Source organism: Streptomyces sp. 71268 (genome assembly GCF_029392895.1).
Taxonomy (GTDB): Bacteria; Actinomycetota; Actinomycetes; order Streptomycetales; family Streptomycetaceae; genus Streptomyces.
In genome coordinates this window covers 5,727,783-5,743,908 of record NZ_CP114200.1, presented here as the reverse complement: position 1 = coordinate 5,743,908, position 16,126 = coordinate 5,727,783, and the positions used below count along the sequence as shown (strand labels likewise).

Below are 16,126 nucleotides of genomic sequence, written 5' to 3'. Positions count from 1 at the left end.
GTCGTGGGGTGGGTCGTGGGGTGGGTGGGTCACGTGGCTCACAGGCCGTCGCGGGGCACCGTCTCGTTCCAACTGCGGGAGAAGACCCGCCGGTCGCCCTCGTACCCGTCCAGCGTGGCGTCGACCTGGAACGCGTGCTCGTCGCAGCGCAGTACGGTGCGGGTCTCCACGCGGACGTCCCAGTCGTCGCGTCGGAAGCGCATGGTCCAGGCCGACTCGCCGCTGGGCGAGGTGAAGTCGTCGGCGACGGACGTGTAGCGCTCGTAGGCGCGGCTGCCCACGTCCAGGCCGATGTCGTCGAAGCGCACCAAGCCCCGGTCCTTCACGATCTCCAACTCGGCCCGGTAGTCGACCAGGTCGCGCCTGACGTCCCAGCGCTCCTCCACGGGGCTGAGCCGGGTGGTGCGCAGCGGCGGGGCTCCCTCCGGCTCGCCGAACGGCCGCGCCGGCTCGTCGTCCCGGTCCGTCGGGCGCACCGGCAGCGTCAGGCTGCTCGTCCCCTCGTACACGCTCAGCAGTACGGGGCGCGGGGGCGGCCAGGCCAGGGGCCAGTACGAGGTGGACAGGGAGAGCCGGATGCGGTGGCCGGGCGGGAACGCCTGGGCGACACCGTTGAGTTGGATGACCGCGTGGTAGCGGCGCCCGGGCTCCAACGGGGTGGGGTCCGCGGTGCCGTCGCCACGGCCGATGTTGAGGATGCCGTACGTCACCCGCGTCGCGCTGCCGTCCGGGGCCACGTCGGAGATCCGGGCGGCGACCTGGGCGATCGGCTCGGAGACGGCGAGGTCGAGTTCCACGGTGGGCGAACCGAGGATCTCCACCCGCTCGGTGAGCTGGTCGGTGTCGAAGACCAGCGAGCCGCCGTCCTCCTCGCGCTGGTCGTACGGCAGGTCGGGGGGCGCGTTGTAGGAGGCCCACTTTCCGGCGAACTGGCCCACGGACAGCGGCGAGCGCACCGTCATCGCCTCGCCCGACCGCCCGTCGCGGCCCGCGTCGTCGGCCGCCACCGCCGGGCTGGCCTCGGCGTCCGCGCTCACGCTGGCGTCGGCGGCGGGCCGCGCCGTCGAGCCGGTCGCGCCGAGCGGGCCGGGGGTCGGCCGGCCGGTGCCGTCGGGGGCCTGGTCGGGCGGGCCGATGCGGTGCCGGGTGAGGGGGTGGGTGACCTGGCGGATGTGCGGCGAGGGCCAGCTCGGTTCGGCGACCCAGCGGCCGGGGCGCTCCGCGTACGAGGTGGAGGGGGGCACGGTGTCCTGCATCCAGGTGCGGAGCATGGGCCCGTCCATCACGCCGTTCTCGATGCCCTTGAGCCAGCGGTCCCACCAGCGCACGACCTCCTGGAGGTAGCCGATGGCCGGCCCCGGCTCGCCCAGGTGCGGGAACTTGTGCGACCAGGGCCCGATCAGGCCCTTGCGGGGCACGTCCAGGTTGGCGAGCAGTCGGGTGACGGCGTTGGAGTAGCCGTCGGCCCAGCCGCTGGAGGCGAGCACGGGGCACCGTACGGCCTGGTAGTCCTCGCAGACCGACGCGCGCCGCCAGTAGTCGTCCCGGCGCTGGTGGCGCAGCCACTCCAGGACCCAGGGCTCGGTGTTCTCCAGGCGCTCGTGCCACATCTCGCGCCAGCGGTCCCCGACGACGGCCGGGTCGGGCGGGCAGGTGGCGTAGGCGAACATGGTGCCCGCCTCGGCGAGGTTGTCGGAGAGCAGCGCGCCACCCATGTAGTGCATGTCGTCGGCGTACCGGTCGTCCGTGAAGGACGCGATGACGATGGCCCGCAGGCTCGGTGGCTGGCGGGCCGCCACCTGGAGCGCGGCGAAGGCGCCCCAGGACAGGCCCATCATCCCGGTCGTGCCGTCACACCAGGGTTGCTCGGCCAGCCAGGCGAGCACCTCCTCGGCGTCGGCCTGCTCCCGCTCCAGGTACTCGTCCCGCAGCACGCCCTCCGAGTCGCCGGTGCCCCGCAGGTCGACGCGGACGCAGGCGTAGCCGTGGCCGGCCAGGTAGGGGTGGTGGACGGAGTCGCGTACGGAGGTCAGGTCGCGCTTGCGGTACGGGATGTACTCCAGGATCGCCGGGACCGGCTCGTCGTCGGAGGTGGTCGGCCGCCAGACGTGCGCCGACAGGCGCACGCCGTCGGACATGGGGATGGTGAGGTGCTGCTCCTCCTTCGTCGCGTACGGCAGATCGCTCACGTGTCGCATGGGTGGGGATCGCTCCTTCCTCGCGCTCGTGTCGCCGCGCGGGCGCGTCCGGCTCGCGGGGCGCTCAGCGGCTCGGCTCGGCCGGGTCCTCGGGGGGTGTGACCTCGAATCGGTGGTTCAGGGCCGCGACGCAGCGGTCGTACTTCTGTCGCAGCTCCTCCTCGCTGTCCGCGCCGGTGACGATGTGGGCCACCTCGTAGCTGTAGTTGTCCTGCTCGCGGGCGTCGGAGAGGTGCTCGCCCCGGGTGGGGACCAGGGTGATGCTCACGCCGGGTATGTCGCGCTCGATGCGCTCGATGTCGGCCTGGCTCGGCACCCCGCGCACCGCGGCGTCTGCGAACCAGCGGTAGTACCACTTGGCCGCCATCCGGTAGCGGCCCTCGCGGTACGGGAGCGCGGGGTCCTCGCCGAGCGCGAGGCGGACCATGCAGTGGTGGTTGGGCACCCCGTCCACGTACTGGAACAGCAGCGCGTGCGACTGCGAGTGCCGGGGGTTGATCTCCAGCAGGTTGATCGCGTCGGCCTGCGGGTCGTAGAAGTACTCGATGCTGAACGTCGCGTTGTCGAAGCCGATCTGCCGCATCACGCGCGCGGACGCCTCGCGCAGCCGGACGAGGACCGGCTCGGGCAGCGTGGAGGGGTACTGGTGGCGCAGGAAGCTGGGGCTGTCCGGGTAGTCGATCGAGTCGAGTACGCCGTAGACGGTGACCAGACCGTCCTGTACGTAACCCTCCACGGCGACCTGGATGCCGTTCAGCGACTCCTCGGCCAGGCACACCTGGCCGCCGGTGCCGGTCATCTCGGGCGGCAGCTCCAGCCGGTCCAGGACGTAGTCGAAGGGGCGCCCGACGCGGCCTATGCCCTCCCGTACGCGCGCGACCGCGTCCTGGAACTCGCCCTCGTCGGCCACGCCGAACGCCAACTCGGACGAGTACGCCACCGCGGGCTTGACCCACATAGGGAAGCTCATGCCGGCCGGGGGCCGGGGGTTGTCCGTCGTCAGGTCGACCTGGCCGAAGCCCGGGTACTCGTCGATGGCCTTCCGCTGCTCCAGCCGGCTCCAGTACTTGTGCTCGCACTTGGCGATGGAGTCCAGGCTGGTGCCACGGGTGCCGTAGTGCTCGTTCAGGAGCGGCACCAGCGCGCTGACGGGGAAGTCCCAGTAGCCGACGATCGCGTCCACGCCCCCGTCGATGGCGTCGATGGCACCGATCGCCTTCTGCACCAGGCTGGCCATGTCCACGTCGCCGCCCTGGAGTTCGTCCGGCTCGAACAGGCCGTGGAACGTGAGGTCGTCAGCGCCCGGCATGTCCCGTAGCACCCGCAGGTTGGCCTCGTCCGCCCCGATCACGACGATGTTCTTTCGGCTCACCACTGCTCCCTGTCGTCGGCGTTGTCGGCGTGCGCTCTCGCGCCCGCCCCGCTCGTTCTTCCGGTCTTCCGCACGCGTTCCGCCTCCTCGGCGTGTCCGTCGGGCCGGCGTCGCACCCGGGTACCCGGCCGTGCCCGCTCGATGTCAGATCGACGCTGACGGTGGCGTGAGGGGTGTCATGGTTTGCGTGGTGCCGTGGCACGCGCGGGGCGAGGCGTTCGGCGGGTGGCGGAAGCGCGCCGGGCGTGGGGTGCGGGCGGCGTCAGTGGCGCCCGTGCGCGCTGTCGGACGCGCCGCCGAAGAGGCGGGCGATGGCGCGGAAGGGCAGGGTCACGACGGTGGCGATGGCGCCGCCGATCGAGCGCAGTACGTCAGCGATGGCCTTGAGCATGATGGCTCCTCTCCCAGGACTCTCAGGTCTCTGAGCTCGGGTTTCTCCCGGCGAGGCCGCCTTGGGGCGGGGCGGCGGGTGGATGTGCGCCGGGGTGAGAGTGAGGGTGTCCCGTAACTGGTTCCGCAAACGCGTCGTAACCTCGTCGGCCCCACGAAACGCCGAGAACGGCACACATCGGTGTGTCCCGGAGGCGGCCGTGGCGGTCAGGGCCCGGGGAGCGCGCACGCCCGTGCGCGTACGCGCCGTCCCGGACCCCGCTCGCGCCCGCGCGGCGGCTAGGCGATCAGCTCACACCACACGACCTTGCCGCTTCCACGCGCCTGCCGACCGCGCCCCGCGAGCCGGTAGGAACTCCATCGGTCGGCGTACTCGCCGACCATGCGCAACCCCCGGCCGCCCTCCTGGCCCAGGTCCCACGGGCCCGTTCTCGGCGGGGCGGGGAGTTCCGGGCTGGTATCGCGCACGCTGAGCCGCAGCACGCCGTCCCGCCAGGCCAGGCGCAGCGAGGCCGGGCCGCGGGCGTACCGGAAGGCGTTGCTGGCCAGCTCGGAAACCAGCAGCTCAGCGCGGTCGGTGAGGCTGATCGGGCCGTGCACGCGGAGCACGGTACGGACCGTGGCGCGGGCCACGCTCGGGGCGAGTGGGCTGTGCGGCAGGTACAGGGTGTACCGCCAGGTGCCCAGCGGGGCGGCTATGACCGGTGGGATCGGTGTGGCGGTCGGGGTACGAGAGGCTGCGGGGGCGACTGGAGCATCGGCGGACATGAGCTTTCCCCTCCGTGGTGAGCTACCTGCCGCTACGCCGGGTGTCACCCCGCGGCGTCCTGATGCCCGGGCGACCGTGCGCAGCGATGCATGTCCGGACGCAGAACGTCAGCATTCGGTTCAAGGGGCGACGGTTGGCGCATCACGCCCCAGAGGTGGGCGTTTCCCCCGCACTCCCCCCACGGGCGCCACGGGCGCGCCCGCAGCCGCGCGCGCCCACTCCGCCCCACCCGGCCCGGGCCCACCACGGGACGGACCCCGCGCTCACACCGCCGGGACACCCGCCCCCAGCAGGCCGCCCGCCCCGCCCGTCCGTGTCGCGGTTCAGCTCACCGCTCGGCGCACCAGCTCCGCGATCCGCGCCTCCACCTCGGCGTTCACCTCGGTCAGGGCGTACGCGGCCGGCCACATCGCGCCCTCGTCCAGTGCGGCGACATCGCTGAAGCCGAGCGTCGCGTACCGGGTCTTGAACTTGCTCGCGCTCTGGAAGAAGCAGACGACCTTGCCGTCGAGGGCGTACGCGGGCATCCCGTACCAGAGCTTGGGGGCGAGGGTGGGGGCGTTGGCCGTGACGATGGCGTGCACGCGCTCGGCCAGGACGCGGTCCGCGTCCGGCATCTCGGCGATCTTCGCGACCACGTCCGCCGCCGCCTCCGCCTCCTTCTCCGCCCGCGATCTGCGCCGCGACGCCTTCTTCAACTCCTGCGCGTGCTCCTTCATCGCGGCCCGCTCCTCGGGGGAGAACCCCTCGTGCGCGGTGTCGTCGGTGGTGTTCCTGGTGAGGTTGTCGGCTTTGCTCATGGCGGGCTCCTTCGTGCGGGCCGTGTGGACGGCCGGGTCGTACGCGGTCTGAGACGGGACACTAACCCGCCCCACTGACAGTGGGCGGGCGCTGACCAGCGCGTACGGCGCGACCCGTACGACCACCGAGACGGCGACGCCCCACACATGCCTCGCCCCGCCGGCCCGGGGGGACGGGTCGGCGGGGCGAGGGGGCGGGGCCCGCGCCAGCGGCAGGGGCGCTGCGGCGGCGGGCCGGGTGGCCGGTGGGGTGAGCGGGGGCTCGGGTGGGGTCAGCGGTGGCTGGGGAATCCCAGGTCGACGCCGGCGTCCTCGGGGTTGGGCCAGCGGGTGGTGATGACCTTGCCGCGGGTGTAGAAGTGCACGCCGTCGTTGCCGTAGATGTGGTGGTCGCCGAAGATCGAGTCCTTCCAGCCACCGAAGGAGTGGTAGCCGACCGGGACCGGGATCGGCACGTTCACGCCCACCATGCCCGCCTCGATCTCCAGTTGGAAGCGGCGGGCGGCGCCGCCGTCGCGGGTGAAGATCGCGACGCCGTTGCCGTACGGGGACGCGTTGATCAGCTCGACGCCCTCCTCGTAGGTGTCCACCCGCAGCACGGACAGGACCGGGCCGAAGATCTCGTCGCGGTAGGCGTCGGAGTCCACGGAGACCTTGTCGAGCAGGGACAGGCCGATCCAGAAACCGTCCTCCTTGCCCTCTACCGTGAAGTCCGTTCCGTCCAGGACCACTTCGGCGCCCTGGGCGCTCGCGCCGTGCACGTACGAGGCGACGCGGTCCCGGTGGGCCTGGGTGATCAGCGGGCCCATCTCGGACCTCGGGTCGCCGCCCGGGCCGATCTTGATCTTGGCGGCGCGCTCGGTGATCTTCTCGATGAGCGGGTCGGCGGTGGCGCCGACGGCGACGACCGCGGAGACGGCCATGCAGCGCTCGCCGGCCGAGCCGTACGCCGCCGAGACCGCCGCGTCGGCCGCGGCGTCCAGGTCCGCGTCGGGCAGCACCAGCATGTGGTTCTTGGCGCTGCCCAGGGCCTGCACGCGCTTGCCGTTGGCCGTCGCGGTGGCGTGGATGTGCCGGGCGACCGGGGTCGAGCCCACGAAGCTGACGGCCGCGACGTCCGGGTGCTCCAGGAGCCGGTCGACGGCCACCCGGTCGCCGTTGACGATGTTGAGCACGCCGTCCGGCAGGCCGGCCTGGGCCGCGAGTTCGGCCAGCCGGTACGCCGCCGACGGCACCTTCTCGCTCGGCTTGAGCACGAACGTGTTGCCGCACGCGATCGCCAACGGGAACATCCACAGCGGCACCATGGCGGGGAAGTTGAACGGTACGATGCCGGCCACCACGCCCAGCGGCTGTCGGATCGCGGCCACGTCGACCCGCGTGGCGACCTGCGAGGACAGCTCGCCCTTGAGCAACTGCGGGATGCCACAGGCCAGTTCGACGATCTCCAGGCCACGGGCCATCTCGCCCAGGCCGTCCGCGTGCACCTTGCCGTGCTCGGCGGTGATCAGGTCGGCGATCTCGTCGCGGTGCGCGTCGAGCAGCTCGCGGTAGCGGAAGAGGACCGAGGTGCGCTGCGCGAGCGACGAGGTACCCCAGGTGGCGTACGCGGCCTTGGCCGCCGCGACGGCCGTGTCCACCTCGGTCGCCGACGCGAGCGCCACCCGCGTGGTCTGGACGCCGGTGGCCGGGTCGGTGACCGGCCCGTACTCGCCGGAGGTGCCCTCCACGGGCTTGCCGTCGATCCAGTGGTCGATGGTCTTCATACCAGGAGACCTTTCTCGTGAGGCGGCACGCGGAGCGGTGCGGGGCGCCGCGGGTCGGGGTGGGTCACGGGGTGCGGCTGCGGGGCGTGTACGGGGCGGGCGGGGGTCACAGGTGGTGTCGGCGGGCGGTCGCCCGGCGGTCGTACTCCTCGCGTGCGCTGGCCGCCGCCGGTCGGGTCGCCGTCTCGGCCACCGGAACATCCCACCACGCGTGGGTGCCGGGCGCGCTGGACACTGTGTCGGCCGTTTCGGTCTCCACGTAGACACATGTGGGCCCCGCCGTCTCGCGCGCGGTGGCCAGCGCGGCGCGCAGCTCGCCGACCGTGGCGGCGCGCAGCACCCGGGCGCCCAGGCTGGCCGCGTTGGCGGCCAGGTCCACCGGCAGCGGCGGGCCGGTGAACGAGCCGTCGGCGGCCCGGTAGCGGTAGGCGGTGCCGAACCGCTCGCCGCCGACCGCCTCGGACAGGCCGCCGATGGAGGCGTAGCCGTGGTTCTGGATCAGTACGACGTTGATGTCGACGCCCTCCTGGACCGCGGTGACGAGTTCGGTCGGCAGCATCAGATACGTACCGTCGCCGACCAGCGCCCACACCGGCCGGTCGGGGGCGGCCAGGCGGACGCCGATGGCGGCCGGGATCTCGTAGCCCATGCAGGAGTAGCCGTACTCCAGGTGGTACTGGCGCCGGGAGCGGGCCCGCCAGAGCTTGTGCAGGTCGCCGGGGAGCGAGCCGGCCGCGTTGATCACCACGTCGTCGTCGCCGACGACGGCGTCCAGCGCGCCGACGACCTGCGTCTGGGTGGGCCGGGCCGTGTCGTCCGGCGCGGCGTACGCCCGCTCGACCACCCGTTCCCATCGCCGCTTGCCGGCCGCGTACTCCGCCTCGTACGCCGCCGCCACCCGGTGCCCGGCCAGCGCGGCGGTCAGCGCCTCAAGGCCCGCGCGGGCGTCGCCGAGCAGCGGCAGCGCGGCGAGCTTGTGCCCGTCGAAGGAGGCGATGTTGAGGTTCACGAAGCGGACGGCGGGGTCGGCGAAGAGGGTGCCGGAGGCGGTGGTGAAGTCGGAGTAGCGGGTGCCGACGCCGATGACGAGGTCGGCGGCGCGGGCCAGGTCGTTGGCGGGGGCGGTGCCGGTGTGGCCGACGCCGCCGACGTCGGCCGGGTGGTCGTGGCGCAGCGACCCCTTGCCGGCCTGGGTCGAGGCGACCGGGATGCCGGTGGCGTCGGCAAGGGCGCGCAGCGCGTCCTCGGCCTCGCTGTGGTGCACGCCGCCGCCGGCGACGAGCAGCGGCCGGCGCGCCCGGCGGACGGCCTCGGCGGCCTCGGCCAGCGCGGCGGGGTCGGGCGCCGGGCGGCGCACGTGCCAGACGCGCTCGGCGAAGAACTCCTCGGGCCAGTCGTACGCCTCGACCTGCACGTCCTGCGGCAGCGCGAGGGTGACGGCGCCGGTCTCGGCCGGGTCGGTCAGCACCCGCATGGCCGCCAGCGCGGCCGGGATCAGCGCCTCGGGGCGGGTGACCCGGTCGAAGTAGCGGCTGACCGGGCGCAGCGCGTCGTTGACGGAGACGTCGCCGGCGTAGGGCACCTCGAGTTGCTGGAGGACCGGGTCGGCGGGGCGGGTGGCGAAGGTGTCGCCGGGCAGCAGGAGGACGGGCAGCCGGTTGACGGTGGCCAGCGCCGCGCCGGTGACGAGGTTGGTGGCGCCGGGGCCGATCGAGGTGGTGACGGCCTGGGCGGCGAGCCGGTCGCACTGCCGGGCGTAGCCGACGGCGGCGTGCACCATGGCCTGTTCGTTGCGGCCCTGGAGGTAGGGCATGGCGTCCGGGCCCGACTCCAGCAGGGCCTGGCCGACGCCGGCGACGTTGCCGTGCCCGAAGATGCCCCAACAGGCGTCGATCAGGCGGCGTCTGCGACCGTCGCGCTCGGTGTGCTGGGCGGCCAGGAAGGCGATCAGGGCCTGGGCGACGGTCAGCCGGCGGGTGCTCATCGGGCCTCTCCCGGAGGTGGTGTGGCGGGCCCCGGGCCGTCGGCGGGGGGCGCGGCGTACAGCGGCAGTCTGGGGTCGACGGGGGTTTCGGGCCAGGTGTCGCGGATCCAGGCGTGTTGGGGGTGGTCGCGGATCAGCCAGGCGCGCTCGGCGCCGGGGCCCGCCATGACGTTGAGGTAGTACAGGTCGTGGCCCGGGGTGGCGATCGAGGGGCCGTGCCAGCCGTCGGGGATGAGCACGGCGTCGCCGGTGCGCACCTCGGCGAGCACGTCGGTCTCCTTGTCCGGCCCCGACGGCGTCACCCGCTGGTAGCCGAGCCCCGGGGTGCCGTGCGCGGCGGCCACCTCGAAGTAGTAGATCTCCTCCAGCTCGGACTCCTGCCCCGGGTGGTACTCGTCGTGCTTGTGCGGCGGGTAGGAGGACCAGTTGCCGCCGGGCGTGAGCACCTCCACGGCGATCAGCCTGTCGCACGCGAAGGCCCCGGCCGCCGCGAAGTTGTTGACCTGCCGGGAGCAGACGCCGCTGCCGCGCAGCTCCACGGCGACGTCCGTGGCGGGCCCGTAGCGGGCGGGCAGCGCGCGCTCGCAGCGCGCCCCGGTCAGCGCGAACCGGCCGCCGGCAGCGCTGGTGACGCGGGCGCGGGCGTCGCGCGGCAGGTAGGCGAAGTCGGTCACGCCGCTGAACACGCTCTCCCGGCCGTGCAGGGTGAAGAGTTCGTCGCCGTCACCGCTGTCACCGCTGGTGCTGCTGGCACTGCTGGTGCTGCCGTCACCGCTGGCGCTGCCGACGGCCACGGTGCACGCGCCGGCCAGCGGCAGCACGATCCACTCGCTGTCACCCGTCTCCCACGCGTGCTCACCGCCGGCCGGCAGGTCGAGTACGCGCAGCGAGGAGTAGCCCCAGCCGGCTCGTTCGGGGTCGATGGCCAGCGCGTACGGCCCGTCGGCCGCGCTGCCGGCCGGCAGGTGGAAGGTGCGGAAGGGGGTGGGGCTCATGGGCTCGGTGTCTCCTGCGGGGGGTGGTGGTGGCAGCGGTCGTACGACGGTCGTGTGGGCGGGCGCGGCAGGTCTACGGCGGCGGCGCTACGGGTCCGTCGGCGGTCTTACGGGGTGCCTCCGGCGGTCGTACGGGGGGCGTGTGCGGGGTCGTACGGGATGGCCGGCGGAGGTCGTACGGGGAGCGCGCCAGCGGGGGCGCCGGTGAGGGTCACAGCAGCCCCACGGCGGTGTCGACGGCGGCGGCCACGTCGCCGTCGGCCGGGTAGAGCAGCGCGCGCCCGGCCACCAGGCCCTGCACGGTGGGCAGCTTCAACGCGTGCCGCCACTTCTCGTACGCCCGCTCCTGGTCCCCCGCGCCCTGGCCGATGTCGCCGCCGAGCAGTACGGCGGGCAGCGTGGAGGTCTCCATGACGCGCGCCATGTCCCGCGGGTCGTCGGTCACCGGGACCTTGAGCCAGGTGTAGGCGGAGGTGCCGGCGAGGCCGGAGGCGATGGCCAGGGAGTGGGCGACGGCGCTGGCGGCGAGGTCGGTGCCGACCTTGCCCGCGGTGCGGTGGCAGATGAACGGCTCGACGAAGACCGGGAGTTGGTGGGCGGCCATGTCGTCGATGGCGCGGGCGGCGGAGAGCAGCGTGTCGAGCGATCCGGGGTCGTCGTAGTCGATGCGCAGGAGCAGCTTGCCGGCGTCGAAGCCGAGTCGGGCCAGGTCCCGGGCGCGGTGCCCGGTGAACCGGTCGTCCAGCTCGAACGTGCTCCCCGCGAGCCCGCCCCGGTTCATCGAGCCCATCGCCACCTTGTCCTCAAGGGCGCCGACGAGCAGCAGGTCCTCCAGGATGTCGGCGGTGCCGAGCACCCCGTCGACGCCGGGCCGGGACAGCGCGAGGCACAGCCGTTCCAGCAGTTCCGTGCGGTTGGCCATGGCCAGTTCGCGGCCGCCGACGGCCAGCGCGCCGCGCGCCGGATGGTCCGCGGCGATGATCATGAGCCGCCCGCTGGCCCCGACGAGCGGCCTGCGGGCCCGGCGCGCGGCGGCCTCCGCGATGGCCTCGGGATGCCGGGCCCGTACCTTCGCGAGGTCGGAGATGCGAATGGTCAAGGGGGTCGCTCACTCTCAACTGGTCAGAACGGGCCGGGGTTGTGACGTACGCGAGGGGCGTGCGTAACGGTGTGGGTGCGGGGTGTGCGGGTGTGCGTACGGGGTCGTGGACGGGGCGTGCGCGGGGCGGTGTCGGGTGTCGGGTGTCGACGAGGGGGTCGGGCCGGGGGGCGTCACGTGCGGCCGATGAGGTCCGTCACCTCGTCGGGCGTGGGCATCGCGGACGAGCAGGCGAGGCGGGAGGCGACGAGGGCGCCCGCGGCGTTCGCGTACCGCATGACGCGCTCCAGCTCCCAGCCCGCCAGCAGCCCGTGGCAGAGCGCGCCGCCGAACGCGTCGCCCGCGCCGAGCCCGTTGACCACCTCGACGGGGACCGGCGGCACCTCGGCGGTGGTGCCGTCGCGGTGCACGGCGAGGACGCCGGCCGGGCCCTGCTTGACGACGGCCAGCTCCACGCCGGCGGCCAGCAGCGCGTCGGCCGCCGCGCGCGGCTCCCGCTGGCCGGTGGCCACCTCGCACTCGGCGAGGTTGCCGACGGCGACGGTGGCGTGCTGGAGCGCCTTGGCGTAGTAGGGCCTGGCCTCGTCCGGGTCGCGCCAGAACATGGGCCGCCAGTCGAGGTCGAAGACCGTGGCGCGCGGGGCGCGGGCACCGCCGAGGTCGGCGGGGCCGGGGGCGCCCGGCAGGCCCGCGGCCGGTCGGGGAGCGTCCGGCGGGGCGGCGGCCGGCTGCTCCGTGGAGCGGGCGGCGAGGGCGGCCAGCGTCGCCGCGCGGCTGGGCTCCGCGCACAGGCCGGTGCCGGTCATCCAGAAGATCCGGGCCGCCCGCACCGCGTCCAGGTCCAGTTCCTCCGGCCGGATCTCCAGGTCGGGGGCCTTGGGCTGGCGGTAGAAGTACAGCGGGAAGTCGTCGGGCGGGAAGATCTCGCAGAAGGTGACCGGCGTCGGGTACGCGGCGACCGGGCTGACCCACCGGTCGTCCACGCCGAAGTCGCGCAGCGCCTCGTGCAGATAGGTGCCGAACGGGTCGTCCCCGGTGCGGGTGATCACGGCCACCCGGCGCCCGAGCCGGGCCGCCCCCACCGCGACGTTGGTCGCCGAGCCCCCCAGGAACTTGCCGAACGTTTCCACGCGCGCCAACGGCACGCCCGTCTGGAGCGGGTAGATATCGACTCCGATCCGGCCCATCGTGATCAGGTCGTACGGCTGCGTCATGCTCGCCATGCTCGCCCTTCCGTTCCGGCCGGCAAACTCGACAACAGGTCTAACGGCGGCTCACACGGCCTGTCAACATTTTGTCCTGACATACTGACGTCTTGCTGGCGTCCCGCCAGCGTCCCGCGCAAGGACGCACGGATGCGACGGGCGCGGGGCCATTTTGACGTGACGTCCTTATGTCAGGACGAACCCTTGACAGCGTGTGGGGCGGCGGGAAAGCTACCCAGCGAGGCCGTCCGTCCCCGACACGCCCCGGCCCCGCCGGGAACCCCACGGTCCGGTCAGCGCCGACCGGCGAGAGGAGCGCCCGCCCATGGCCGCTGTCCACCAGCCCCTCCCCACCGCTCTGGACCGCATCCGCGTCGGCTCGGCGCCCGACTCCTGGGGGGTCTGGTTCCCCGACGACGCGCGACAGGTGCCGTGGCGGCGCTTCCTGGACGAGGTGTCCGAGGCCGGCTACGCGTGGATCGAGCTGGGCCCGTACGGCTACCTGCCCACCGACCCGGCGCGGCTGACCGACGAGACCTCCCGGCGCGGCCTCACCGTCTCCGCCGGCACCGTCTTCACCGCCCTGCACCGCGGCCCGGCCGTCTGGGACGCCACCTGGCGGCACGTCGCCCAGGTGGCCGAGCTGACCCGCGCGATGGGCGCCCGCCACCTGGTCGTGATTCCGGCGTTCTGGCGCGACGACAAGACCGCCGAACTCATCGAGAGCCCTGAGCTGACCTCGGCCCAGTGGCGCGACCTGACCACCGGCATGGAGCGCCTGGCCCGCCGGGTGCGGGAGACGTACGGTCTGGAGATCGTCGTCCACCCGCACGCCGACACGCACATCGACGGCGAGGCCAACGTGGCCCGCTTCCTCGACGCCACCGACCCCGACCTGGTCCGCCTGTGCCTGGACACCGGGCACTACGCCTACTGCGGCGGCGACAGCGTCAAGCTGATCGAGACGTACGGCGACCGCATCGGCTACCTGCACCTCAAGCAGGTCGATCCGGCGATCCTGGCGACCGTGGTCGAGCAGGGGGTGCCGTTCGGGCCCGCCGTCCAGCGCGGGGTGATGTGCGAACCGCCCACCGGGATACCCGCCCTGGAGCCCGTGCTGACCGCGGCCCAGGGGCTCGGCATCGACCTGTTCGCGATCGTGGAACAGGACATGTACCCGTGCCCGCCCGACCAGCCCTTCCCCATCGCCCAACGCACCCGCCGCTACCTGCGCGGCTGCGGCGCCTGACCGACCCCGCTCCCCCGTCCCCGTACGCCCCCCGCCACGCCCCTCGTACGCCCCGCGCCCCCGCGCCCCGTACACCCCGGCGTACACACCCGCACGGGCACCCGCACCGCATCGCACCCGCACGCGCACCACACCCGCACCACAGAGGAGCACCACCACATGCCGCAGCAGCCACCGCTCGGGGTCGCCGTCATCGGCACCGGCCGCATGGGCGCCGACCACGCGCGCCGCATCGACGAGGTGATCCACGGCGCCCGGGTCGCCGCGGTCGTGGACGTGGACGCGGAACGGGCCAAGGCCGTCGCGGGGCGGATCGAGGGCTGCGCCGCGTACACCGAGCCCGAGGCGGCCATGGTCTCCGCCGACGTGGACGCCCTCCTCATCGCCTCGCCGGGGCCGGCTCACGAGGCGGCCCTGCTCCAGGCGTTCGCGCACGACCTGCCCGTGCTGTGCGAGAAGCCGCTGACGCCGGACCCGGCGGCGGCCCTGCGGGTCCTGGAGGCCGAGCAGCGCCTGGGCCGCCGCCGCGTACAGGTCGGCTTCATGCGGCGCTACGACGCCGGGTTCATGCGCCTCAAATCGGTCCTGGACGCGGGCGAGTTCGGCCGCCCGCTGATGCTGCACTGCCAGCACCGCAACGCCAGCACGCCGCCCGGCTTCACCACCCAGATGATGATCAACGACTCGGTGGTGCACGAGATCGACACCACCCGCTGGCTGCTCGACCAGGAGATCACCGCCGTCACCGTGCTGCGGCCCACCCCCTCCACCGCCGCCCCCGCGCACCTGAGCGACCCGCAGCTCGTGCTCTTCGAGACCTCGGGCGGCGCGGTCGTGGACGTCGAGATCTTCGTCAACTGCGGCTTCGGTTACCAGGTGCGCTGCGAGGCGGTCTGCGAGTCCGGCAGCGCCCGCACCGGCGAGGAGGCCGGCCTGCTGACCCACTCGGCGGGGCGCTGGGGCGGAACGATCCCGCGGGACTTCGTACCCCGCTTCGCCGAGGCGTACGACCGCCAGGTGCAGCGCTGGGTGGACGCCACCCGCCGCGGCACGGTCGAGGGCCCGAGCAGTTGGGACGGGTACGCCGCGGCGGCCGTCTGCGAGGCCGGCGTGACCGCCCAGACCACCGGCCGGCGCACCGTCACCGAGCTGGTCGAACGCCCGGCCCTGTACGCCTGACGCACCGTCGTCCGGCAGCGCGGCGGCCTGCCTGACGCGACCGCCGCCGCCGCCCACGGAGGGGACTCGCCCCATGCGTATCGGATTCCTCGGCGCCGGCCGCATCGGCGCCTTCCACGCCGCGACGCTGGCCGCCCTGGACGACGTCGGCGACCTGGTGATCGGCGACGCCGACGAGGCCCGGGCCCGCGCGCTCGCCGAGGCGGTGGGCGCGCGGGCGGCGAGCGTGGACGACGTCTTCGCGGCGCGGCCGGACGCCGTGGTGATCGCCACCGCGACCGCCTCGCACGCCGAACTCGTCACCCGCGCGGCCCGCGCCGGGCTGCCCGCCTACTGCGAGAAGCCCGTCGCCACGGACCTGGCCGGCACGATCGCCGCGCTGCGCGCGGTGGAGGCCGCCGGCACCCTGCTCCAGGTCGGCTTCCAACGCCGGTTCGATGCCGGGTACCTGGCGGCGCGTGCGGCCGTGCGCGCGGGCGCGCTGGGCCGGCTGCACACCATCCGCGCCATCACCTCGGACCCCACCCCGCCACCGGCCGCCTTCCTGCCGCTGTCCGGCGGGCTGATCCGGGACTGCCTCGTGCACGACTTCGACGCCGTGCGCTGGCTGACCGGGCGCGAGGTGCGCGAGGCGTACGCCACCGGCTCGGCGGGCGGGGCCGACCTCTTCCGCGCCGCGGGCGACGTGGACACCGCCGCCGCCCTGCTCACCCTGGACGACGGCACGCTGGTCACGGCGACCGCGACGCGTTACAACGGCGCGGGCTACGACGTGCGCACGGAACTCGCGGGCGAGCGCGCCCAACTCGTGGTCGGGCTCGACGACCGCACGCCCTTCGCCTCCGCCGAACCCGCCGGCCCACGCGGCCCGGCCCGCCCGTGGGCCGGGTTCTGGGACCGGTTCGAGCCCGCCTACCGGGCGGAGCTGGCGACCTTCGTCCGGGCGGTACGAGGCGAGGTGGCCAACCCCTGCTCGGGCGATGAGGCGCTCAACGCCCTCCTGGTGGCCGAGGCTTGCGAGCTCTCACGGCGGGAGCACCGCCCCGTACGCCTCACCGAAATCAATGAGCGCGTCCGTGACGTTTCGTAACTTCCGTCGCCTCTTGGTCACGTTCGTCAC

Annotated in this window: 13 protein-coding genes; 3 read left to right on the top strand and 10 right to left on the bottom strand. The window is 73.9% G+C overall.

Translation table 11 applies throughout. The features are described 5' to 3' along the window. Nucleotides 1-38 precede the first annotated feature (38 nt). The 10 genes from OYE22_RS22780 to OYE22_RS22735 all read right to left on the bottom strand — a co-directional run bounded on the left by OYE22_RS22780 (nucleotide 39) and on the right by OYE22_RS22735 (nucleotide 12,587). Nucleotides 39-2,198 (bottom strand): CocE/NonD family hydrolase, encoded by a 2,160-nt coding sequence (locus OYE22_RS22780; RefSeq protein WP_277322125.1) that lies wholly within the window; start codon nucleotides 2,196-2,198, stop codon nucleotides 39-41. Nucleotides 2,199-2,262: 64 nt separating this feature from the next. Further along, the gene (locus OYE22_RS22775) at nucleotides 2,263-3,507 is read right to left on the bottom strand and encodes an ATP-grasp domain-containing protein (protein ID WP_277324280.1); all 1,245 of its coding nucleotides are present in this window, start codon (nucleotides 3,505-3,507) and stop codon (nucleotides 2,263-2,265) included. Nucleotides 3,508-3,832: 325 nt separating this feature from the next. Next, the gene (locus tag OYE22_RS22770; protein ID WP_277322124.1) at nucleotides 3,833-3,961 is read right to left on the bottom strand and encodes an LPFR motif small protein; all 129 of its coding nucleotides are present in this window, start codon (nucleotides 3,959-3,961) and stop codon (nucleotides 3,833-3,835) included. A 278-nt stretch (nucleotides 3,962-4,239) separates the two neighbouring features. Next, on the bottom strand, nucleotides 4,240-4,728 hold the full coding sequence (locus OYE22_RS22765; protein ID WP_277322123.1) for an ATP-binding protein: 489 nt from the start codon (nucleotides 4,726-4,728) through the stop codon (nucleotides 4,240-4,242). A gap of 324 nt (nucleotides 4,729-5,052) precedes the next feature. Continuing rightward, entirely contained in the window at nucleotides 5,053-5,529 is a 477-nt protein-coding gene (locus tag OYE22_RS22760) for a DUF1801 domain-containing protein (protein WP_277322122.1), read from the bottom strand. Between the two features lie 272 nt (nucleotides 5,530-5,801). Beyond that, entirely contained in the window at nucleotides 5,802-7,295 is a 1,494-nt protein-coding gene (locus OYE22_RS22755; RefSeq protein ID WP_277322121.1) for a CoA-acylating methylmalonate-semialdehyde dehydrogenase, read from the bottom strand. A 106-nt stretch (nucleotides 7,296-7,401) separates the two neighbouring features. After that, on the bottom strand, nucleotides 7,402-9,279 hold the full coding sequence (iolD, locus tag OYE22_RS22750) for a 3D-(3,5/4)-trihydroxycyclohexane-1,2-dione acylhydrolase (decyclizing) (protein ID WP_277322120.1): 1,878 nt from the start codon (nucleotides 9,277-9,279) through the stop codon (nucleotides 7,402-7,404). After that, nucleotides 9,276-10,274, bottom strand: coding sequence for a 5-deoxy-glucuronate isomerase (gene iolB, locus OYE22_RS22745; RefSeq protein WP_277322119.1), 999 nt, complete (start codon nucleotides 10,272-10,274; stop codon nucleotides 9,276-9,278). The genes iolD and iolB overlap by 4 nt, the downstream gene beginning before the upstream one ends. 211 nt (nucleotides 10,275-10,485) lie before the next feature. Next, on the bottom strand, nucleotides 10,486-11,373 hold the full coding sequence (locus OYE22_RS22740) for a deoxyribose-phosphate aldolase (RefSeq protein ID WP_277322118.1): 888 nt from the start codon (nucleotides 11,371-11,373) through the stop codon (nucleotides 10,486-10,488). A 173-nt stretch (nucleotides 11,374-11,546) separates the two neighbouring features. Then, nucleotides 11,547-12,587: a 5-dehydro-2-deoxygluconokinase gene (locus OYE22_RS22735; protein WP_277322117.1), complete on the bottom strand. Its 1,041-nt coding sequence runs from the start codon at nucleotides 12,585-12,587 to the stop codon at nucleotides 11,547-11,549. A gap of 316 nt (nucleotides 12,588-12,903) precedes the next feature. On the opposite strand from OYE22_RS22735, the gene OYE22_RS22730 reads away from it, so the two are divergent. The 3 genes from OYE22_RS22730 to OYE22_RS22720 all read left to right on the top strand — a co-directional run bounded on the left by OYE22_RS22730 (nucleotide 12,904) and on the right by OYE22_RS22720 (nucleotide 16,096). After that, on the top strand, nucleotides 12,904-13,827 hold the full coding sequence (locus OYE22_RS22730; RefSeq protein WP_277322116.1) for a sugar phosphate isomerase/epimerase: 924 nt from the start codon (nucleotides 12,904-12,906) through the stop codon (nucleotides 13,825-13,827). Nucleotides 13,828-13,986: 159 nt separating this feature from the next. Beyond that, nucleotides 13,987-15,006, top strand: coding sequence for a Gfo/Idh/MocA family oxidoreductase (locus OYE22_RS22725; RefSeq protein ID WP_277322115.1), 1,020 nt, complete (start codon nucleotides 13,987-13,989; stop codon nucleotides 15,004-15,006). Nucleotides 15,007-15,079: 73 nt separating this feature from the next. Further along, nucleotides 15,080-16,096 (top strand): Gfo/Idh/MocA family oxidoreductase, encoded by a 1,017-nt coding sequence (locus OYE22_RS22720; RefSeq protein ID WP_277322114.1) that lies wholly within the window; start codon nucleotides 15,080-15,082, stop codon nucleotides 16,094-16,096. Nucleotides 16,097-16,126 lie beyond the last annotated feature (30 nt).